Annotated in this window: 17 protein-coding genes; 11 read left to right on the top strand and 6 right to left on the bottom strand. The window is 65.2% G+C overall.

The genetic code is table 11. The features are described 5' to 3' along the window. Positions 1-564: 564 nt before the first annotated feature. From ACTNAU_RS08290 to ACTNAU_RS08280, 3 genes are all read right to left on the bottom strand, one after another. Positions 565-927 carry an MmcQ/YjbR family DNA-binding protein gene (locus ACTNAU_RS08290; RefSeq protein WP_441098131.1) on the bottom strand — a complete coding sequence of 121 codons (363 nt, stop codon included), beginning with the start codon at positions 925-927 and terminating at the stop codon, positions 565-567. 174 nt (positions 928-1,101) lie between these two features. Further along, entirely contained in the window at positions 1,102-3,798 is a 2,697-nt protein-coding gene (locus ACTNAU_RS08285; RefSeq protein WP_441098130.1) for a hypothetical protein, read from the bottom strand. Between the two features lie 415 nt (positions 3,799-4,213). Next, the gene (locus ACTNAU_RS08280) at positions 4,214-5,347 is read right to left on the bottom strand and encodes an SIS domain-containing protein (protein WP_441098129.1); all 1,134 of its coding nucleotides are present in this window, start codon (positions 5,345-5,347) and stop codon (positions 4,214-4,216) included. Positions 5,348-5,658: 311 nt separating this feature from the next. Between ACTNAU_RS08280 and ACTNAU_RS08275 the strand changes: the two genes are divergently transcribed. The 3 genes from ACTNAU_RS08275 to ACTNAU_RS08265 are packed head-to-tail and all read left to right on the top strand — an operon-like array spanning position 5,659 to position 9,767. Continuing rightward, complete coding sequence (locus ACTNAU_RS08275) at positions 5,659-6,171, top strand: MarR family winged helix-turn-helix transcriptional regulator (RefSeq protein ID WP_185914622.1); 513 nt, start codon at positions 5,659-5,661, stop codon at positions 6,169-6,171. After that, on the top strand, positions 6,164-7,885 hold the full coding sequence (locus tag ACTNAU_RS08270; RefSeq protein WP_256136278.1) for an ABC transporter ATP-binding protein: 1,722 nt from the start codon (positions 6,164-6,166) through the stop codon (positions 7,883-7,885). Before ACTNAU_RS08275 ends, ACTNAU_RS08270 begins: the two co-directional genes overlap by 8 nt. A gap of 1 nt (position 7,886) precedes the next feature. Continuing rightward, complete coding sequence (locus ACTNAU_RS08265) at positions 7,887-9,767, top strand: ABC transporter ATP-binding protein (protein ID WP_441098128.1); 1,881 nt, start codon at positions 7,887-7,889, stop codon at positions 9,765-9,767. Between the two features lie 821 nt (positions 9,768-10,588). On the opposite strand, the gene ACTNAU_RS08260 is transcribed toward ACTNAU_RS08265, so the two are convergent. The 3 genes from ACTNAU_RS08260 to ACTNAU_RS08250 form a co-directional block, all read right to left on the bottom strand. After that, the gene (locus tag ACTNAU_RS08260) at positions 10,589-11,122 is read right to left on the bottom strand and encodes an SLOG family protein (protein ID WP_441098127.1); all 534 of its coding nucleotides are present in this window, start codon (positions 11,120-11,122) and stop codon (positions 10,589-10,591) included. 99 nt (positions 11,123-11,221) lie between these two features. Next, the gene (locus ACTNAU_RS08255; RefSeq protein WP_441098126.1) at positions 11,222-11,794 is read right to left on the bottom strand and encodes an ImmA/IrrE family metallo-endopeptidase; all 573 of its coding nucleotides are present in this window, start codon (positions 11,792-11,794) and stop codon (positions 11,222-11,224) included. Then, the gene (locus ACTNAU_RS08250; protein WP_021660563.1) at positions 11,781-12,122 is read right to left on the bottom strand and encodes a helix-turn-helix domain-containing protein; all 342 of its coding nucleotides are present in this window, start codon (positions 12,120-12,122) and stop codon (positions 11,781-11,783) included. Before ACTNAU_RS08250 ends, ACTNAU_RS08255 begins: the two co-directional genes overlap by 14 nt. 1,370 nt (positions 12,123-13,492) lie before the next feature. On the opposite strand from ACTNAU_RS08250, the gene ACTNAU_RS08245 reads away from it, so the two are divergent. The 8 genes from ACTNAU_RS08245 (at position 13,493) to ACTNAU_RS08210 (ending at position 21,286) form a co-directional block, all read left to right on the top strand. Further along, positions 13,493-13,957: a hypothetical protein gene (locus ACTNAU_RS08245; protein ID WP_441098125.1), complete on the top strand. Its 465-nt coding sequence runs from the start codon at positions 13,493-13,495 to the stop codon at positions 13,955-13,957. Next, positions 13,948-14,442, top strand: coding sequence for a phage terminase large subunit (locus ACTNAU_RS08240; protein WP_441098124.1), 495 nt, complete (start codon positions 13,948-13,950; stop codon positions 14,440-14,442). The genes ACTNAU_RS08245 and ACTNAU_RS08240 overlap by 10 nt, the downstream gene beginning before the upstream one ends. Next, the gene (locus ACTNAU_RS08235; RefSeq protein WP_441098123.1) at positions 14,443-15,405 is read left to right on the top strand and encodes a hypothetical protein; all 963 of its coding nucleotides are present in this window, start codon (positions 14,443-14,445) and stop codon (positions 15,403-15,405) included. A gap of 759 nt (positions 15,406-16,164) precedes the next feature. Continuing rightward, complete coding sequence (locus tag ACTNAU_RS08230; RefSeq protein ID WP_441098122.1) at positions 16,165-17,715, top strand: hypothetical protein; 1,551 nt, start codon at positions 16,165-16,167, stop codon at positions 17,713-17,715. Between the two features lie 954 nt (positions 17,716-18,669). Next, complete coding sequence (locus tag ACTNAU_RS08225; RefSeq protein ID WP_441098121.1) at positions 18,670-19,233, top strand: hypothetical protein; 564 nt, start codon at positions 18,670-18,672, stop codon at positions 19,231-19,233. A gap of 102 nt (positions 19,234-19,335) precedes the next feature. Further along, positions 19,336-20,523: a N4-gp56 family major capsid protein gene (locus tag ACTNAU_RS08220; RefSeq protein WP_441098120.1), complete on the top strand. Its 1,188-nt coding sequence runs from the start codon at positions 19,336-19,338 to the stop codon at positions 20,521-20,523. Further along, on the top strand, positions 20,523-20,750 hold the full coding sequence (locus tag ACTNAU_RS08215; protein ID WP_021660552.1) for a hypothetical protein: 228 nt from the start codon (positions 20,523-20,525) through the stop codon (positions 20,748-20,750). The genes ACTNAU_RS08220 and ACTNAU_RS08215 overlap by 1 nt, the downstream gene beginning before the upstream one ends. Further along, complete coding sequence (locus ACTNAU_RS08210; RefSeq protein ID WP_441098119.1) at positions 20,747-21,286, top strand: phage adaptor protein; 540 nt, start codon at positions 20,747-20,749, stop codon at positions 21,284-21,286. Before ACTNAU_RS08215 ends, ACTNAU_RS08210 begins: the two co-directional genes overlap by 4 nt. Position 21,287: the final 1 nt, after the last annotated feature.

Here is a 21,287-nt window from a genome sequence, read left to right as displayed (position 1 = left end):
GTTCTCAGGGCGCAATTGTCTGTTTGCGGGCTGAGGGGCAAAGGGCAAGGGAGAAGGGATACAAGGGGAAGATTTTTCGGTGCCCCTTGAGGGACTTGTCGGCATTATGCCCTTTTTAGGGCTTTCTCGAGCCCCTGGAATTGTGGGCCAGGGGAAGGCGCCTGTCGGGGGTTGAAGCGGCGCAGCAACGGCGGTGGGCAGATGGGGGTACCTGCTGCCAGCCGGGTTTCTGCTGACGGGCGGGGGAAAAGATGTCGGGGATTGGAACCCCTGTTGTCGCCAAACGACAGGTCAAGCCGCGCCGCCAGCTTGCCAAAGAGAGGGGGCGGCGCCGATTTGCGGGGGAGAGGGGGGCTTTGGCGACAGGAGAGCAGCGGCATTTTCAACCGTGGTCGGTTTTGGCGGCGGGGAGAAGGCGATTTGTCCGGCGGACCCGGCGGCAAGCGGTACCCCCTCGCCGCTGGAGAGGGGGGCCTGCTGATGATAAAGGCACTTTTGGGGAGGGGAGAGTCCACAGGGTCTCGGTCGGGAGAGGGCGCGCCGCGCTCTTGCCGGGCGGGGCTGTCAGCGCCGCCCCTGGGTCAGGCGGTAGCTCATCTCCAACAGGTCAAAGACGGCCTCCTTTTTCACCGACCCGTTCAGGAGGATGCTGATCCAGCGGTCCTTGTTCATGTGGTAACCCGGGAGGATGCCCGGATTTTGCCGCAGGGAGCCGACGAGCAGCGGGTCGCACTTGACGTTGAGGATGTCCAACCGCCCCTCGCCGGGGAGGCCGAGGGAGCGCGCCGGCACCTCCATGAGGAGGGCGTACCAGCGCCGGTTCCCCCGGTGGCGCAGCACCAGGTGGTTGGGAAAGCGCGCCCAGAGGGCTTCCGGCTCGGTGCCGTAGCGCTCCCTGGCGCGCGCTAAAATGGCCGCTCGATTCACTGGGTGCACGGCAAACGCTCCTTTCGGGTGGACACAGGCCGCCTTTTTAAAACGAGTATAGCGGGAGGGGCGGATTTTGGCAAGGGCAGGCGCAAAAAAGGAGCCGCGAAAGGGCGGCTCCTTTTTGACTTTGGGGAGATGGGTTTATTTGCGGCCCTATTTCGCCATCACCGGTTAGCGCTGCAGGTGCTTCCAGTCGGCAAAGTGGCGCTTGCAGAGCGCGGCGACGAGGAGCGAGGTGGCGAGGATGGCCAGCCAGGTGGGCAGAGCGGAGGCGTCCCCTGTCTGGGAAGCGCCGTCCTCCGGCCCCTGGGCCGGGGGCGCGGCGTCGCTGCCAGAGGGGTCGCCCTCCTCCGGGGCCGGGGTCGGGGGCGTCTGCCCGCCGTCGTCCCCGGCCGGCGGGGTGTCGTCAGCCGGTGGCTCGGGGGTCACCGGATCGTCGGGCGCGGGGGGCGCTGGGTCGTCGGGCTCAGGTGTTACCGGGTCATCGGGGTCGGGCTCCACCGGGGCTTCGCGGTAGAGGGCGCGAACGGTGGCCTCGGCGCTGGCGGTAAAGGCGGTGTTGGCGTCGGTGGCGTCGGCAAATTGGCCCTCGCCCGACACCAGCTCCCAGCGGTCAAAGACCATCCCCTCGGGGGCCGGGTCGGCGGTGAGGTAGGCGGGCTGGCCGATGAGCTGGCTGCCCGAGCCGCACCCACCCTCCACTGTGAGGGTGTAGAGGGCGGGCTCGACAGAGACCAGCACATCGGTGGCGGGCCGATTGCCGACGCCGAAGGTGTGGCCGCCGCCCTCCAGGGGGATGACTGCCCCGCCCTGGGGGCGGGCAATGGTGGGGAGAGGGGTGTCGGCTGTTTTCAGCGAGAAGTCGATATCGCCGCCCACCCGGACAGCGGGGGCGCCGCTGCAGGAGAGGGCGTAAAAGAACCGGTTCTTTCCGAAGGAGAGGTGTGTCCCGTCGAAGAGGAGGAGGTCGCCGCTGGTGACTACGGCGGGGATGGGGGTGTTCTCCCCCTTGACGGGAAGGGCGCGGGCAGTGACGCAGGAATCGCCTGAGACGACGATCTTTTTGTCTGACTGGATGGGCGTTTCTCCCACCGCGCAGACGTTCAAGCGGGAGGAGTCGATGGAGAGTTGGTGGCTTTCGTCTTGCGAGTGAAGGACAATGGGCCCGTTTGCCGTGAGATCGCTGCCATTGCGGAGGCCTATGCCGCCGTTGGTCGACTCGATCCCGTCGCAAAGGACGGTACAGTTATTAAAATTGACGCTTGGAGCAGAGATTTTTTTGCAAGTCAGGTTCTGAATATTGGTCACATTGATTGAATCGACAGCGGCTAGGTCCCCATCTACCGTCAAGAAGCCATTCTCCAAGGCATGGGATTCCTTTACCAGGAATAGGGAACCCGCGCTGCTGGACAGAGTGGTGAGATGACTTGCCCCATCAAGACCAATAAAAATGTCGACTGTCTCCCCCTCTTGGCGGACAAGGGGTTCCAACGTGACACAGTGCTCTCCCTGGTCAACTTTGTTCAGCTCTATATATCCGGCCCCGGACGTAACTTTAATGTACACATCTCCCTGTGCCGGCCCGCCGAGCCGACAGTTGTTCTCGAGAATGAGGACGTGGGAGACAGGGTCATAGGTATACTGGGCCTGCCCCGTTCCGGCAGTATGCGTCATGCCTATCGACAGTGGGGGCGCATACCTCACCCGCAGCAGGTCAAAGCCGGCAGAGGCGGTATAGGTGGCGCTGCCATTTGAGAAAGCTAGGTACATGCCGTTGCGGGTGATGTTAAGGGAGTCGCTGCCGGTGGCGGTGAGAGTGACCTGATCCCCCTCTTTGCAGTAGAGACCGTTAAAGCCCCCTTGGCCAGAGATATACTTGCCCGCCGGGGCAGAGAGAGTGACCGCCTGGGCGGCATCGCCGGTGCGCTCTACCCGGCGGTAGACCGCGCCGACGGTGTCGGACCCCTCTACCGTGGGCTGGTTTTCCCCGGCGGCGGCGAGGTACAGTTCGGCCGCCTGCAGGCCTTTGGCGCTGGAAGCGCCCATCAGCACAGCTGTTTGCACCTGACAGCTGCTGGTCTGGGGGCATTCAAAGTTCCCCCCGTCCACCAGCAGGACCGCTGTGGCGGGGGCGACGGATACCGGCCAATCGGCGATGCGGAGGGTGGGACGGGCACCCTCCTCCCCTTTGATCGTCACAGTGCCCGCGATGGTGTGGACACTGGCACTGCCCAGAGAGAAGGAGTAGTTGCCTGGCAGCAGGGTCAGGTTGTCGATGCGGCCGGCAGCACAGGTGAAATCGGGGATCTGGCCGCAGGAGCGGAAGGTGAGGGCGGTAAAAGAGCCGCTCTCGGAGCAGGAGAAGCGGATGTTTTGCAGGGCGGCGGCATCCATTGCCTCAAAGGTGCAGCGCGCGATATGTCCGCTGTTGACGAGATTGGCAGAGTGGATCGACACCTCTTCGGCCTTTGCACCGCCTTTGCAGGTGAAGGTGGCCGTCTCGTTTTGCACGGTCATTCGGTTGAGCTGACCGGTGAGGGTAAAGTTGCCGCCCTGCTGGAGGATCTGTCCATTTCCTTCGGCCGTGAGGGTGCCGGCACAGGTCATTGCCTGTTCGAGAACCAGTTCTCCCCGCACGACTAGGGTGGCCCCCTCTTCGACGGTGACAGGGCCGACGGGAGAGACCCGCTCGCCCGCCGGGACAAGGTAGGTGTTCCCCGCGGTCAGGGTGGCCGTCTCGGGGGTGAGGGGGATTTCATCCCCTGCCGCCAGGGGCGAGAGCCACAGGATGCCGGCGAGGGCCAATAGGGCGAGAGCAGCCCCTGCGGCGCCGGTCCAGTGCCGCAGGGTGAGGCGCGCGTGTTTCACGTGAGGTATCCTCCTTTAAATACAGGGGGAAAGCGGCCGCACAGCCAGGCTGTGGGAAACGGTCATCTTTCCCCATTTCGTGCCAGGGGGCATAAAAAATTGCCCAATGGATCGGCCGATCCACTGGCCCGGTCGACATTTGGTCGCTTTTTGCCCTCTTATTTGTGGATTTTCGCCCAAATACATCAAACGAAAAAGCACACTTTTTATATAGTATACAAGATTCGCCAAAAGTTGACAAGGGGGTTGCCAAACAAAAACCATTCGCGCGCATTCGGGGCGTCTGCGCCCCCCTGTTTGCATCTGCCTATCCTTTTGAAATTTTTCGCTTTTTGCCAGTGAAAAAGGGGACAAAAAGGCACAGGGCGGGCCCGGAGGCCCGCCCTGTGCCGGCGGTCGATTTTAAAAGAAGGGGTTACAGCACCACGATCTCGCTGTCGCGGATGTGGGAAGAGCCCTCGGGGGTGCGCCAGACGGCCCCCTCGTAGGCGCGGAAGGGGGGAGCGCCCTTGAGCTCGGAGATGAAGGCGCCGATGAAGTCGTAGGGCAGGTGGCTGACAATGGGCCGCACCCAGGTGTGTTCGGGGGTGGGCAGGGCGATGATGTGGGCCCCCTCGGCAAAGGTGCCGGGGGCGCAGTCGGTGATGACATAGACCTTGCGGCCGATGTTCACCGCGCACTGCACCAGCTCCCTGGTGCGGGAGAGGGAGGGCGAGTCGGCGAAGATGGTGATGAAGGTGCCCAGGGTGGAGGGCTCCTCGGTGAAGTAGTTGATGTGGCACCAGTCCTCGCAGTCGTCCCCGGTGACGAGGCCGCCGAAGAACTCCACCATCTTGGCCTGGCCAAAGACGGCGGTGGAGCGGCTCTCCCCGTCGGAGACAAAGTCGAAGGCGCGGCAGTCCTGCAGGTCCTGGGCGGCGGCGAAGCAGGCCTCCTCCATTGCGGGCAGGGCGGCGGCCGCCTGGTCGAGATGCGCGGTGATGCAGGCGGTGAACTGCTCGTGGGTGAGGTCGTTGGAGCCGTTGACCCGGCCGATGTGGTGGGCCAGGCAGAACAGCGCCAGGGTAGAGGCCACGTAGGAGCAGACCCCGGGGGCGGGCTCGAGCTGGGGCATCCCCAGGGGGAGGACGTAGTTGGCAGAGGTGGCCACCGGCGACTCGGGGTTGTCGGAGATGGCCAGGGCGACCCCGCCGTGCTTCACCGCCCGCTGCAGGCACTCGGCCACCCGGCTGACGGTGCCCGAGATGCTGATGCCGATGACCAGGGCCCCCTCGATCTTTTCGGCGGGGAGGTGGCGGGCAAAATCGGTGGCCTTGATGGCGGTGCACTTGACCCCCGACAGGGCCTGGAAGGCCGGCAGGGCCGAGAGCCCGGCCAGGTAGGAGTCGCCGCAGCCGGTGATGTAGACCCTGTGAACGGCCAACAGCTCCTCCGCGGGGATGACCTCGCTGATTTTGGGGGCGGCCATGTTCTGCAGGATCACTCTGCCGAATTCGGGGGTGTAGCGGCTCTGGCGTGCGCCGGCGCTGTCGTACTGTTTTCTGTCCATGGTGGCGTTACCTCCTAAAAATTCCGCCGGGCAGCGGCGGAGATTGGGTTCATATTCCTAAACAGTATAGCACAGATAGAGGGGAGAGGGTCTCCAAAAATTTGGCCCTCTTTTTGTCGATTCTGGTGGGGAGAGGGGAAAAAGAGCGACAAAAAGCGGTTGACATTTTGGAGGATCGCGCATAAACTAATAATTAGTTGGTTAATGGTTAACTGATTTATATTTAGCTGGCAAAATAGTGGCGGCGCGGCGATCCCCTTCTTCCATCGGCTGAAGGGGCGGCGGCCGCTCTGCCAGGAAAGGGGAGACTCATGGGAGACGAACTCAGGAACATTGTCTGGCGGATCAACCGGCTGCACGTGCTCCACCGCATCTACCTCAGCCGGGCCGCGCTGGAAAACGGCCTTTACTTCGGGCAGCTGCCCATCCTCGAAAACATCATGGACCACGACCTCTGCACCCAGAAGGAGCTGGCCTCGTGGATGCGCATCTCCGCCCCCTCCATCGCCACCTCGGTGAAGCGGCTGCAAAAGCACGGGCTGGTGGAGAAGCGCAGCGACCCCGAGGACCTGCGCTGCACCCGGCTGCACGTCACCGAGAAGGGGCGGGCTTACGCCGCCTCCAGCCGGGCGGCCTTTGACCAGGTGGACGAGCGGCTGTTTGCCGGCTTCACCCCGCAGGAGCTGGAGGAGCTGCAGGGCCATTTGGACCGGATGATCGACAACCTGGGCAGCGAGTACCGCGACCGCCCCTGGCGGGAGCTGATGGACACCGCCCGCTCCCTGCGCCACCAAGTACAACAAGAGGAGGAAAAGGATGGTTAAACAACTGACACCCTACACGAAAAAATATCTGTTATACATGATCCTGGCACCCATCTCGGTCATCTTCGAGGTGCTGCTGGAGATCCGCATCCCCTACTACATGTCCAAAATCGTGGACGTGGGCATTGGCACCGGCGACATGGACTACGTGCTGCGCACCGGGGGGATGATGGTGCTGATGGCGCTGCTGGGGCTCTGCTTTGGGGCCACCAGCTCCCGCTTTGCCTCCATGGCCGGCATGGGCTTTGGCAGCGAGTTGCGGCGGGGGCTGTTCGAGAAGGTGCAGTCCTTCTCCTTTGCCAACGTGGACAAATTCAGCACCGCCTCCCTCATCACCCGGCTGACCACCGACGTGCAGACCATCCAGATGGCCTTTATGATGACCATCCGCATGCTGGTGCGCGCCCCGGTGATGCTGGTGGGGGCCACCATCATGGCGGTGCAGATCAACGGGGAGCTGGCCCTGGTGTTCCTGGTGGCCGTCCCCATCCTCGCCAGCCTGCTGGCCCTGATCGCCGTCAAGGCCTACCCCCAATTTCGCAAGATGCTCGACCGCTACGACAACCTCAACGGCTCGGTGCAGGAAAACCTCATCGCCATCCGGGTGGTGAAGGCCTTCGCCCGCTCCGAGTTTGAAAAGGGCAAGTTCAAAGACGCCAACGACGCCCTCACCGCCGCCCAGCGCAAAGCCGAGCGGATCCTCAACTGGAACATGCCGGTGATGCAGCTGACCATCTACAGCTGCATCGTGGCCATCCTCTGGTTCGGCGGGCAGAAGATCGTGGTGGGCAGCATGCAGACGGGCGAGCTCATCAGCTTTGTCAGCTATGTCAACCAGATCCTCATGTCCCTGATGATGATCGCCAACGTCTTTGTCGGCCTGGTGATGAGCCGTGCCTCCCTGCAGCGCATCTCCGACGTGCTGGCCGAGGAGCCGGACATCCGGGACGGCAGCGGCGAGGTGCAGGCGGCCGACGGCTCCATCGACTTTGAAAACGTCTCCTTCAAGTACAATAAAGACGCCGCCGAAAAGGTGCTCGAAGGGATCGACCTCCACATCTCCTCCGGGCAGATGGTGGGGATCATCGGCGGCACCGGCAGCGCCAAGAGCACCCTGGTGCAGCTGATCCCCCGCCTCTACGACGTGAGCGAGGGCCGCATCCTGGTGGGCGGCCGGGACGTGCGCGACTACAAGATCGCCGATCTGCGCCAGGCCGTGGGGATGGTACTGCAGAAAAACGTCCTCTTCTCCGGCACCATCCGCGACAACCTGAAGTGGGGCGACGGGGAGGCCAGCGACGAGGAGATCGTGGCCGCCGCCCGGGCCGCCCAGGCCGACGACTTTGTGCAGTCCTTCCCCGACGGGTACGACACCGATCTGGGGCAGGGGGGCGTCAACGTCTCCGGCGGGCAGAAACAGCGCCTCTGCATTGCCCGGGCGCTGCTGAAAAAGCCGAAGATCCTCATTTTGGACGACTCCACCAGCGCCGTGGACACCGCCACCGACGCCAGGATCCGCCAGGCCTTCGCCACCGATCTGGCGGGGACCACCAAGATCATCATCGCCCAGCGGATCACCTCGGTCTGCGACTGCGACCAGATCATCGTCATGGACGGCGGGAAGATCGCGGCCGTGGGGACCCACGACGAACTGATGAAGACAAGTGACATTTACCGGGACGTCTACGAGTCCCAGCAGAAGGGGGTGGCCTAGGATGCCAAGACCGCGCACCAATTTTCAAAAACCCAAAGACGCCAAAAAGACCCTGGGCCGCATCTTCGGCTATATGCTCCACCGCAAGTGGATGCTGCTGTTGGTGCTCTTCACCGTGGCCGTCAGCTCGGGGGCCGGGGTGGTGGGCAACTACCTGCTCAAGCCGGTCATCAACGAGGGGATCATCCCCCTCATCGGGGCGGCCAACCCCAACTTCGGCCCTCTGATCCGGCTGCTGTGCACCATGGGGGTGGTCTACCTCTGCGGGGCGGCCTGCACCTTTGCCACCAACCGGATGATGATGCTGGTCTCCACCGGCACCCTCAACGAGATCCGCAGAGACCTGTTCGAGCACCTGCAGGACCTGCCCATCCGCTACTTTGACACCCGCACCCACGGCGAGACCATGAGCCGCTTCACCAACGACGTGGACACCCTGCGGGAGGCCCTCACCATGGGGGTCACCCAGCTCATCACCTCCACGGTGACGGTGGTGGGCACCTTCACCATGATGCTGGTGCTCAGCCCCCTGCTGACGCTGCTGATCGTGGCCATGCTGGTGGTGATGTTTCTGGTTATCAGGTTCGTCACCAAGCGCAGCGCCCACTTCTACAAGCTGCAGCAAAAGGAGCTGGGAAGCGTCAACGGCTACATCGAGGAGATGATCGAGGGCCAGAAGGTGGTCAAGGTCTTCTGCCACGAGGAGGAGGTCAAGGACGAGTTTGCCCGCCGCAACGAGAACCTCCGCCAGGCGGCCACCAACGCCAACACCTTTGCCAACATCCTGATGCCCATCATGGGCAACCTCTCCTACGTCAACTACGCCATGACCGCCGCGGTGGGCGCGTTCCTGGTGATCACCGGGGGGATGGACCTGGGGTCGGTGGCCTCTTTCCTGCAGTACACCCGCTCCTTCTCCCACCCCATCACCATGATTTCCCAGCAGTTCAACGTCATCCTCGCCGCCCTGGCCGGGGCCGAGCGGATCTTCGAGGTCATCGACGAGGAGCCCGAGGCCGACGACGGCTATGTGCAGCTGGTCTTTGCCGAGGAGGGGCCGAACGGCGAGATCGTGGAGTGCGACCACCACACCGGCAAATGGGCCTGGAAGCACCCCCACGGCGACGGCACCCTGACCTACACCTGGCTGCGGGGGGACGTGCAGTTTGACGACGTGACCTTTGGCTACGACGAGAAAAAGACCGTTCTCAACCACGTGAGCCTCTACGCCAATCCCGGGCAAAAGCTCGCCTTTGTGGGCTCCACCGGCGCGGGCAAGACCACCATCACCAACCTCATCAACCGCTTTTACGACGTGCCCGACGGCAAGATCCGCTACGACGGCATCAACATCGGCAAAATCAAGAAGGCCGACCTCCGCCGCAGCCTGGCCATGGTGCTGCAGGACACCCACTTGTTCACCGGCACGGTGCGGGAGAACATCCGCTACGGCAACCTCCACGCCAGCGACGAGCAGGTGGAGGAGGCGGCCAAGCTGGCCAACGCCGACGGCTTCATCCGCCACCTGCCCCAGGGGTACGACACCATGCTCCACTCCGACGGGGCCAACCTCTCCCAGGGGCAGCGGCAGCTGCTGGCCATCGCCCGGGCGGCGGTGGCCAACCCGCCGGTGCTGATCCTCGACGAGGCCACTTCCTCCATCGACACCCGCACCGAGGCCCTGATCGAAAAGGGGATGGACCGGTTGATGCAGGGGCGCACCGTCTTTGTCATCGCCCACCGGCTCTCCACCGTCCGCAACTCCAACTGCATCATGGTGCTGGAGCACGGCGAGATCATCGAGCGGGGCAGCCACGACGAGCTGTTGGCCCAAAAGGGCAAGTACTATCAGCTCTACACCGGCCAGTTTGAGCTGGAGTAGAGGGAGAAAACAAAAAAAGAGAGGGCCCTTCCCAGTGGGAAGGGCCCTCTCTTTTGCGGGGCAGGAGGGGTTAGACGGACAGAACGTCTTTTGAGCGGTCCGACGGTTGGGGAAGAGGAGGACCAGCCAGCCAGATGGGGAGTCTCTCCGCTGCGGACTGCGGGAGAAACAGGTTTTCGCCCGACCCGGCAGAGCGAAAATGGACAGAACGCTGTCTCGGGCGGGAGAACGGTCCCTCTGCGATGGGGGGAGCGACCACCGGTCCGCCTTTGCACCGGCTGCGCGGGAATGACCTGTGTTGCCCCCCTCCCGCGGCTGTGCCCACATCGCCGCTGCTCTCCACAGGGGAAAGGGGGGGACACGCGTCTACAAAGGGGTGAAATGGTGTCTTTGCAGACGAAAACAGCGAAGGTGTTGGTCCGGTTGGCCCGCGGAGTGCTAGAAGGGCAGGGGGAGCTTGGGCTTTTCTGTGACTGTCCGCACAACTGGCGGAGATGCCAAAGCCCCCTGCGCCCAACTCGACTTTGGCGGAGGGAGGGGCACGGGGATCGGGGCGCATTTGATGAGAGAGGAGCTTACAAAAGGGGGAAAGGACAGCGGAAAAATGCCCGGTCGACACCGGCGCCGCGCGCCGAAGAAGGCTACATCGGAAATCCGATTGGCGCCCCTGCCCTTTTGCCCCTTTTACAGGCGGGGCAGAGCCAGCCCGGTGAGGGGGGCAGCGCCATCTGGGGAGGCAGCGCGGTTGTTGCCGTTTGCGGCCCAACAAAGGACGGGTGCATCCGCAATCGCTCCTTTTTTGCCGATGCCCGGGTCCGGTGCTAAAAGTGCAGCTGCTCCGGCCCCTCTTCGGCCAGGTTTTGGATGGGGACGCCCTTGCTATTGGCGTAGCGGACGGTGTAGGCGGTGCCGCCGGGCACCCCGCAGTGGTAGCAGATGAGCAGCCCGGCGTGGTCGACTAGCCAGCGGTTGCGGGCGTGAAAACAGCCGGTGAAGTAGCGGGGGGAGAGGGTGATGACCGCGCTTGCCTCCCGGCAGAGGTGGTCAAAGGCGTACCGGTCCGGCCGGGGCCAGTGGTCGGCCACCCCGGCATAGGGGACGGCGCAGACCAGCTGCGCCCCATACCCCGCCCCCCGCGCCTTGAGGACCTGCAGCCCCGCCAGGGTGTCAAAGCCCACAGCCATCCCGCAGAGGAAGGTGCGCCGGCCCTTTTGACAGGCGGTGGTCACGGCGCGGTAGAGGCCCTCCCGCAGGGCGCGGTAGGCCGGGCTGTCGGGGGTGTAGGGGAAGGGGAACTTCTCCGGCCGGTAGCCGGAAAAGGCCGCCGCTTCGGCGCGGTCGATGGACGGTGTCACGGGACGGTCTCCTCCCCTCTGGGGCCGGTGTGCGGGCCGGCACTGGCGGTGGGTGTTGTCGGGGCGATTGGCTGCGCCGCTGGCGGGGCGGGCCCTCTTTTAAAGGGGGGTCAGCGGTAGACGTCGATATTGCCGCTGGCGGGCCGCAGCGCCCTGCCACAGGGGGCAAACACCTGTTCCAGCGGGCAGCCGGCCAGATGGCTTTCCAGCGGGGCGCGCAGGTCGGAAAAGCGGTTGCGGATCACCGTGGGGCTGACCCCGTAGCGCTTTGCCAGCAGCCGCTCCAGGGCGGTCCTGGGTGTAGAGGATGCGGCGGCGGGCCACCTCGGGCAGAAAGCTCTGGTAGGGGACCAGCAGCTGGGCCGCCCCCTCGTTGGCCTGCCACTCGTCCCACCGGCTGCGGGGGGCGTGCGGGCGGATGTGCAGGAAGAGGTGGATCATTTCGTGGGCCAGAGAGAACCGCTGGGCGGTGCGGGGGTAGGAGGAGTTGACGAGGATGCAGTCCTCCCCCATGATCATGGCGCCCAGACAGCGCCCGTCAAAGGGGTGAAAGTAGACGGGGATGAGGGTTTGGGCGGTGTAGAGCAGGTCCCCGGCGGGGAGTTGGCTGCGGATCTCGTCCACCCGGCGGTAGAGGCTCTGGCGGCCGCGAATCGCCTCAGGCCCCGGCATCGCCGCCACCCTCGCCCTTTTTGCGGGCGATCTTCTGGGCCATGGTGACGAGAAAGTCGATGTCGTCCTCGGACAGGTCCAAATCTTCGGTCATGGATTTGAAGTGGTAGTAGAGGTTGCTGTCTTTGCCCTCCCACCCCATGAGATAGCCGGGGGAGAGCTGCAGGACCCGCGCCAGGGCGGCGATCTTGTCGGCGCCCATGTTCTTGATCTCCTCGGTCTCATAGCGGTAGACGGTGCTCTTGGCGACGCCCAGTTTCTGGGCCACATCCTCGAGGGAGAGGCCGAGTTCCAGACGCCGGTTTTTGATTTTTTCGTTGATGGTCATAGGACACTCCTCCAAGGGCGGGAACAAAGCCCGCCGGGAATGAGGGGAACGCTTTTTTCAATTCCCCCAGGATACCCACAGTGTAGCAGATTTTTTGCAAATATGCAACGATTTTTCGCATGTTTTTGCAGAAAAGCGAAACGAAGTGGGAAGGGGGACGGGTTTACAGGGGGAGAAAGCGGTGCAGGGCGTCCAATGCTCTCCGAATCGTTGACTTTAAGAAACGATAATGGGATAATATAGTTGCTTAAAAGAATTAAACTTTTGGTTTTTGTTGCGGGGATGGAGATGCTGCGGCGGGGTGGTGGGGCAGGTGAAGGCGCCCCCCTTTTGTGAAGGTGGAGAGTTGCGAGCTGGGTGCGAAAGGGGCGACGGTGCGGTTTTCAGAGGGTGACTCTGGGGGGAGGGGCGAGAGGTCGGTTTTTGCGGGCTTTTTTGTTGGGGGATTGGCGGGCGGGGGATTGGTGTGGGGGCGGGGAAAAAGCATTTTTTCAACACAGGGGCATCCTCCCTTTTTGCAAAAATGAGAGGCCCTTGCGGTTGGGATGGCCGATATTGCCACTCCAAGGCGGCAGAGAGTATAGGTGTGGGCGGGCGATGACTATGCGCTTTCCGTCGAGGAGATGGAGGAGGGAACGCAGAGGGGGAGGGAGCGCACCTTTGCGCCTTATCCGTCTATTTGGCTTTTGAGGGGCGAGGTACAGGCTATTTTAAAAGGGCCTGCCGAGCCGTTCGGTGCGGAGAGACTGCGGCTCTCTTTAAAAGAAGGCGGCCGGTTTTGCAGGGGCGCGCGGCGATTGGGACACGGCTGGGAAAGGCCGCCCGTTTTGTGGTGGATATAATCTCTGAACGGCGCGGCAGGGAGATATGGCAGCGGCGGGAAAGTCCCGGCGGAAGGGGTCGACACAGCTACTCGAGAAAGGGAGAGGGCAGTTTTTCTGCGGGTGGTGCGCTTTGCCCGGGGAAATCGCGGATAAGCGGATCCCTTTTTCAGAGCGAGATGCCGCTGCCCACCGGAAAGAAGGTGCAGTGGAACAGGCTGGTGCGGTTGCCCTGCGGGGGAAATAGCTTTTTCTGCGGGTCGTGCGCTTCTCTTGGGGGATCGCGAACAAATCGGCCCCTTTTCTTGGAGTGGATCGCTGTTGCCTACCAGAGAGAAGGCGCATTGGGGCAGACAGATGGAGGAGCGGTCTGGGCGGCCGGACAGCGGGTTTTGCGGGGCGCCGGACGGACCTTGAAAAGCCCTCGCCGTCTTTTGGAGAAGAGGGGAAGAGACCCTTTTTCGCCCGGGGAAAGACGCCTTTTGGAAGTTGCGGATCGGCAATAAATCGAATGGGTTTTGTTTTGCAGTGGACAGAGGAGGGGACGCAGTGGAGAACGCGCCAGAAGGACAGGGGATGGACCTGCGGGCAGTCTGGGGGATGGCCAGTCGGGGGGCGACGCTGGGGGAGATCGCCCGTGCCCTGGGGGTGGGGGAGAAGGCCCTGCGGTCCCGAGCGAGAGGGGACGCCGCCCTGGGAGAGGCCCTGCGGCAGAACCGCCGCACTGCCGAGGGGCGGCTCTTTCAGGCGGCGATGGAGCAGGCCACCGGCCGCTGGGTGGAGGAGGAGCGCCCGGTGACCCTGAAAGAGGTGGAGTACGAGGGGGGCAAGAAGGCCTTTGAGCGGGAGCGGGTGGAGCTTGTCCGGCAGCGGCGGTACCTGCCCCCCAGCGAGAAGATGACGACCTTTCTGCTGGGGGCTTTGTTGCCCGACCTCTTCGGCGGCGGGGGACGGCCGGGCGGGGTGGAGGTGGTCCACCAGGTGCCCCGGCCGAAGGAGGGGAAATGCAGCTGACGTTGGACTACCGCCCCACCCCCAAGCAGGCCGCCTTTCACCGCTCGGCTGCCTTTGAGGTGCTCTACGGCGGCGCGGCGGGCGGGGGAAAGACCAAGGCCATCGCCATGGAGGCCCTGGTGGACGCCCTGGAGCACCCGGGGGTGCACAGCTACCTCTTTCGGCGCACCTACCCGGAGCTGCGGGACACCCTGCTGCGGGAGGTGATGGAGTCCCTGCCGCCGGGGATGGGCAACCTGCGGCAGACCACCCACGACCTGGAGCTGCCAAACGGCTCGGTGCTCCACTTTCGCCACTGCCGGAGCATGGCCGACTGCTACCGCTACCAGGGGGCGGAGATCAACCGCCTCTACATCGACGAGCTGACCCACTTCACCGAGGGGGAGTACAACTACCTGAAGACCCGGCTGCGGGCCAAGGCCAGCTTGGGGGTCTCCCCCCGGGTGCGGTGCACCGCCAACCCCGGCGGAGTTGGGCACGCCTAGGTGCGGGCCCGGTTCATCGACCCCATGTCCCCGGGCGAGGTGCGGGCCTTTGGCGGAAAGGAGGGGCGAGGGCAGGCGGGACAGACCCGCCAGTACATCCCCGCCACCGTGGCGGACAACCCCCACCTGGCCGCCGGATACCGGGAGGAGCTGGAGCAAAAGCCCCCGGCTTTGCGGCGGGCCCTCCTGCTGGGGGACTGGAACGCCTTTGAGGGCCAGGTGTTCGAGGAGTTTCGGGACGACGCAGCGGGGTACCGCAGCCGGCGGTTCAGCCACGTCATCGACCCCTTCGACCTGCCGGCGGACTGGCCGATTTACCGGGGGTTTGACTGGGGGTACACCCGCCCCTTTTCGGTGGGGTACTGGGCCAAGTCCCCCGACGGGGTGCTCTACCGCTTCTTTGAGATCTACGGCTGCCGCCCGGGGGAGGCGGACCGGGGGTTGCGGATGGACCCGCGGACGGTGGCCCGGCAGGTGGCGGCCTTTGAGCGGGAAAACCTGGCGGGGCGGCGGATGGTGGGGGTGGCCGACCCCAGCATCTTCGACGAGAGCCGGGGGGAGGACGGGTGCGTGGCCGCCCTCTTTGCCAGGGAGGGTCTCTACTTTGAAAAGGGGGACAACCGCCGCCTGCCGGGGAAGATGCAGCTGCACGCCCGGCTCCGCTTCGACGAGCAGGGGCTGGCGGGGCTCTATGTCTTCTCCTGCTGTCGGGCCTTTATCCGCACCCTGCCCGCCCTCTGCTACGACCCCCTGCGGCCGGAGGACGTGGACAGCGACCAGGAGGACCACGTCTACGACGAGGCGCGGTATGTCTGCATGGCAAACCCCCTCTACACCCCGCCGCCCCCCGCTGCTCCCAATCTGCCGGGGGGCGGCCCGCTGGAGATCGACCCCGCGCCGCTGCGGGGAAACAGCCCCTACGACGCGATGATGATCGGCGGGACGCCGATCTGGCCGGGGTAGTGTCGGCCGCGGTGGGAGCAGCGCGGTGTGGGAGGGCATTGACCGCGTCTCTTTGCCGGCGCTGCGGGGAAAAGGGGATGGTGGGCTGTCTGCCTTTGGGGGGTCAACAGCTGCCTTTTCTCCTGCGGAGAGGCGAGTTTTTTTCAGTGGGCTGTGTGTGCGGCGGGCCGAATGGTGGAGGTGAGCTGTCTTCGCTGTCAGCGGCCCTGAACACCCCTTTTTGCGAGAGAGGACAGAGTGGATGCTGTCTTTCAATATTGGATAGGTCCTGTCTGCCGCCGGGTTGGGTGGGGGGGCGATTTTCTCGGCCCCTCCGCTGAGAGAGAACATTTACAGAGCGGCCCTTCCCGGCGCGGGAGGCGCTCTCTGCGGGTGCTGATATCAGGTGCGCGATGCCCTTGTGGAGAGGGGAAGGTCGCCGCGGTGGGGAAACGGCTCTGTGATGAGGATGTACCTTGTCGGAGGTCCCTTTTGCCGGGCGGACCGCCCAGCTTGGTAGGGAAAGGCGGACCTGCAAAGGGTGGTTCTGGGCCGGCTGGCGGACGAGAGGTTGTCTCGATGGGGGGAAGTTTTGCCGGCGGGGTGCGTCGGTCCTGCCGCAATCACTGGGGCGGGGCTGACGCCTGACAGCGGAGGAGGCGGCCCTCTGCCGGTGCCGAGATCCCCACCCGTTCCCGCGACGAGGGCGGCTGGCGCTGACGGATGAAAACGTCCCTCCGGGTACCGGGTGGGCCGAGAAAGAGGAGAGGAACGGAGAAATTGGAGAGATTGCAGGAGATGCGCAGGGCGCTGCGCCGGTACCGGGACGGCCTGGAGGGGTTTCACCGGGAGGTATTGGTCAACGAGGACTACTTTTGCGGCAACCACTGGAAGTACATCAAGAGGGGGCAGCTCAGCGGGCGGGAGCCCAAGACCCCCTTCCTCCTCAACGCCATCTGGAACAAGCACGCCGACGCCATGGACAACTACCCGGTGCCCCTCTTTCTGCCCCGGCGGCCGGAGGACAGGGAGGGCGCTGAACTGCTGGGCCAGGTGGTGCCGGTGCTGCTGGACAAGCTGGGGTTTGAGGGGGTGTACAGCGACCTGTGGTGGTACAAGCTCAAGCAGGGCACCGGCTGCTACGGGGTGTTTTGGGATCCCGAGCGCGAGGAGATCCAGGTGAAAAACATCGAGTTGATGCGGCTCTATTTCGCCCCGGGGGCGGCCAGCATCCAGGACTCGCCCTATCTCTTTTGCCTCTCGCTGCTGCCCCGGGAGGAGGCGCAGCGCCGCTACGGGGGGGAGTGGCCCCAGTCCGCCCTCACCTGCCGGGACTACTTCGCCGGCAAGGGCCAGCGGGAGCTGGAGGGGAAGGTGGTCCTGGTGGACTGCTACTACAAGCGCCCCCTGCCGGGGGGAAAGACAGCGGTGCAGTTGGCCAAGTTCTCGGGGGAGCGGCTGCTCTACTGCTCGGAGGACGAGCCCGCCTACCGGGGGCGGGGGCTCTACGACCACGGGCAGTACCCCTTTGTGCTCGACCCCTTCATCCCCCGAGCGGGCACCCCCCTGGGGATGGGGATGGCCGAGATCGGCCGCTCCACCCAGAGTTACATCGACCGGCTGGACTACCTCATCGAGGAGAACGCCCTGATTGCCGGGCGGCAGCGGTTCCTGGTAAAAAACGGGGCCGGGGTGGACGAGGGGGCGCTGGCCGACCTCTCCCGCAACTTCATCGGCTGCGACCTGTCGGTGGACGACAATGCCGTGCGCCCCTTACAGGCGGCCCCGCTGCCCGGCTTTGTGCAGGCCCACCGGGACCAGAAGATCGCCGAGCTCAAGGATGTGCTGGGCAACAAAGACTTTATGACCGGCGGGGTCGCCGGAGGGGTGACCGCCTACGGGGCCATCGTCGCCCTGCAGGAGGCGGGGAGCAAGCTCTCCCGCGACCTGATCGCCGGCAGCTACCGCGCCTTTCGGGAGGTGATCGGGCAGATGGTCTGGCTCATCCGCCAGTTCTACACCGGGCCCCGGCTGTTCTATGTGGGCGGGGCCTTTCTGACCCTGGAGGGGGCCCGGGTGACCCCCCACCTGGACATCAAAATCACCGCCCAGAAGAAAAATCCCTTCACCACCGCCGCCCACAACCAGCTGGTGTTGGACCTGTACAAACAGGGGGCCTTTGAGGCCGGGCGGGCCGAGGGGGCCAAGGCCTGTGTGCGGGCTTTGGCGCTGGAGGGGAAGGAGGCCATCCTCCAGGCGCTGGATGGGCTGGGGGCGGCGGATGCGCCCCCGGCCCCGGAGGAATCAGCTGAGGAGCAAATTGCCCTCTAGTGTCTCTTGGCCCCTTCTTAAAAGAGGGGCAGAGAGGCGGGGAAGGGCCCTTGTCCGGTGCGGAAAACAGCTGTTGGGGATTGATCGCGCTCTGCGCCATTTGGCGGGCGGGGGGAGAGGACCCTGCGACAAATGGGAAAAGGGGCAGGGAGAAGAAGGCGAAAGCGCAGTGCGCGTGAAGGCGTGCCCTGTGTCCCACCCCCTTCGATAGGCAGGTGAAAGGCCCTGGCGGCGGACGGGGGAAGGGTGCTGCAAGAGAGAAGGCGCAGCGCCCGAGAGAGCGCATTCCCTGCCCCTCGCCCCTTCGGCGGGTGGTGAGGGGCTTTGACGGAGGACGAGGGAAGAGGTCGGGGGGTGGGAGAAGGCATAGTGCCCGAGAAAGTGTGCCTTGTGCCCCGAGCCCCCCAGCGGGCGGTGAGAGGGCTCTGACGGCAGTTGGAGGAGAGAGGACCATAGGGGGAAGAAAGCGCCCCATCTGAGGGAGTGTACCCAGCGCCTCCCGTCCTTTGGCGGGTGGGGGGAAAGGCCCTGGCAACAGGCGGAGAAGAAGGTCAGATGAGAGAAGGCACCCCACCCTCTCCGGCAGGCGGAGGGGGGCTCTGACGGCAGTCAGAGGAGAGAGGACCATAGGGGGAAGAGAGCGCCCCATTCGAGGGAGCGTGCCCAGCGCCTCCCGCCCTTTGGCGGACGGGGGGAAAGGTCCTGGCAACAGGCGGGGAAAGAGGCTGGAGAGAAAGAAAAAGCGCCCCGCCTGGGATAGTGTACCCCGTGCCCCTCGTCCTCCGGCAGACGGGGGAGAGGCCCGCCGGAGGGTGTGGGAAGAATCCGTGGGAGAGAAGGTGGGGCATCTGAAAAAGCGGGCCCTGCGCTGGGCCCCAGCCCGCCCCGGCGGACGTTGACAGAGAGAGCCCCGGTCCCGCCCTGTGCGGCGGGCCGGGGGAGAAGGAGGAGAAGATGGACGAAGAGAGAGTGACCCAGACGGCGGCCCCGGAGGGCAATGCCGAGGAGGGATTGCAGGGGAGTGCCGCCCCCTACCGGGTGTTTGGCAGCGAGGAGGAGTTTGCCAAGGAGGTGGACGCCGCCCTGGAGCAGGAGCGGGCCCAGTGGGCCGCCCGGGGGGAGGAGGTGGCCCGGCACCTGGGGGTGACCAGCCTGGACGAGGTGCTGGAACTGCCCAGCCCCCAGCTGGTGGAGGAGTTCAAGGAGGCCTTTGCCGGCGAGTGGGAGGCCGTCTGCCGCCGGGCCCCCGCCCTCACCGAGGGGGTGGGGCTGGAGGAGCTGGCGGGCAACCGGCAGTTTGTCTCCCTGCTGGCCCAGGGACTCTCCCCCCTGGCGGGCTATCTGGCCTGCTACGCCGAGCGAGTGCTGGAGAGGATACAGCCCCCGACCCGCCCGCGGGAGGGGGCCCTGGAGGGCGACCCCGCCGGGGTCTTGGGGGAGGATGTCGCCGCCTTTACAGATGAGCGGCTGGAGGAGATCAGCCGGGCGGTGAAGCGGGGGCGGCGCATCCGCCTCTAGCGCCTGCCGAGACTGAGGAGGGGAGGGGAGCGCCATCTAGATCGCAGGGGGGAAGAACGACAACCGGGCGGGCAGCCGCCCAGACACGAGGAGGAAGACGACATGGAGCAACATGTGAACACCACGGCGCAGACCGGGGAGGGCCAGGAGATCCTCTCGGCCCAGATGAAGATCTACTACGACAAAGAACTCATTCGCAACGCCAAGCCGCGGCTGGTGCACGACCAGTTCGCCCAGAAAAAGCCCATCCCCCAGAACCGGGGGAAGACGGTGGAATTTCGCAAGCTGAACCCCTTTCCCCCGGCCAAAAAGCCCCTGGAAGAGGGGGTCACCCCGGCGGGGCAGAAGCTGGACTGGTCCACCCTCTCGGCCACGGTGAGCCAGTACGGCGACTACGTCAGCGTCTCGGACATGCTGGATTTGACCGCCATCGACCAGAACCTGCTGGAGGCGCAGGAGATCTTGGGCGACCAGGCCGGCCGCACCCTGGACCAGATCACCCGCGAGGTCATCTGCGGGGGGCACAACGTCCTCTACGCCGGGAAGAAGCTGGCCCGCCACACCCTGGTGAGCGGGGCGGAGAGCGGGAACGACTACCTCACAGTGGAGGACGTGAAGCGGGCGGTCACCGCCCTGAAAAACAACCTGGCCGCCCCCATCCAGGGCAGCTACATCGCCATCATCCACCCCAACGTGGCCCACGACCTCACCGCCGACCCCCTCTGGGAGCAGGTCAAGAGCTACGACCCCAAGGACCTCTACGACGGGGAGATCGGCCGCCTCTTTGGGGTGCGGTTTGTGGAGACCACCGAGGCCAAGGTTTTTCAGGCCCCGCCCCTGGACGGCCGCGAGCAGCTGGAAGTCGCCAGCGCCAGCGGGACCGCCCTCACCGTCAAGGAGAGCCTGGTTGACGACCTGACCGGCCGCCAGATCCTCGTCGGGGGGGAGTGCTACACCGTCCGCTCCCAGAGCGGCAGCGCCCTCACCCTGGACCGGGCCTGCACCGCCGCGGCCGGGGCCCCCGTCTTTGGCGGGGAGGCCGGGGCCGGCGGGGCCGACGTCTACGCCACCCTCATCTTTGGGGCCAACGCCTACGGGGTGACCGAGGTCGAGGGCGGCGGCCTGCAGACCATCATCAAGCAGTTGGGCAGCGCCGGCAGCGCCGACCCCTTGGACCAGCGGGCCACCGTGGGCTGGAAGGCCACCAAGACCGCCGCCATCCTCAGCGAGCCCTTTTTGGTGCGGGTGGAGAGCTGTTCCTCCGCCGCCAGGGAAGGGGAGATGCTGTGATGGCAAAGCGGGATTTTCTGCGGGAACTGGTGCCGGTGACCCTCTTTCGGGACGGGGGGGAGTACCGGGACGACGCGGTGGTGATCGTCAACGGCAAGACCTGGATCATCCGCCGGGGGGAGCCGGTGATGGTGCCCCGGTTCGTGGCCCTGGCCCTGCGCGACGCCGAGCGGCAGCGCCAGGCGGCCCGGGCGCTGATGGGCCGCTGTGAGGGCTCGCTGCGGTGACGGCGCGGGAGATGATCGCCCGGGTGAAGGAGGCCTACCCCTCCACCCTGCCCGACAGCGCCATCCTCGCCCTGCTGCAGGAGGCTGAGGCCCGCTTCTGCGCCGAGGACCCCCTGCGCATCGCCTGCGAGTGGCTGCCGGTAAACGGCGAGGGGCGGGTGGAGCTGCCCGCGGGGGTGCGCCCCTACATGGTGCAGCAGGTGGACGGCCTCCCCCTGGCCCTGACCCCCGGCACCGGCCGGGCCTGCAAGTCGAGCGACGGGGTCTTTCTCCCCGCGGGGCGGCGGGCGGAGAGGGCCCGGGTGGTCTACCGCCGCCCACCCCCCACCCTTGCGCCCGAGAGCGAGCTCACCCTGGACGACGGCTACGCCGGGTGCTACCTCTACTACGCCCTGGCCAAGCTGGAACTCTGGCGGGGCAACATCGGCGGGTACAACAACTACAGCGCCCTGCTGGAGAGTTTGACCGGGCAGTACACCCGGGCGGCGATGCAGACCCTCAGCGGGTCGCGGCAGCGCTTTGTGTCGGAGGTGTGAG

Source organism: Bittarella sp. HCP28S3_D9, assembly GCF_052065655.1.
GTDB classification, from domain to species: Bacteria; Bacillota; Clostridia; order Oscillospirales; family Ruminococcaceae; genus Bittarella; species Bittarella massiliensis.
This window is presented reverse-complemented; position numbering and strand designations above follow the sequence as displayed.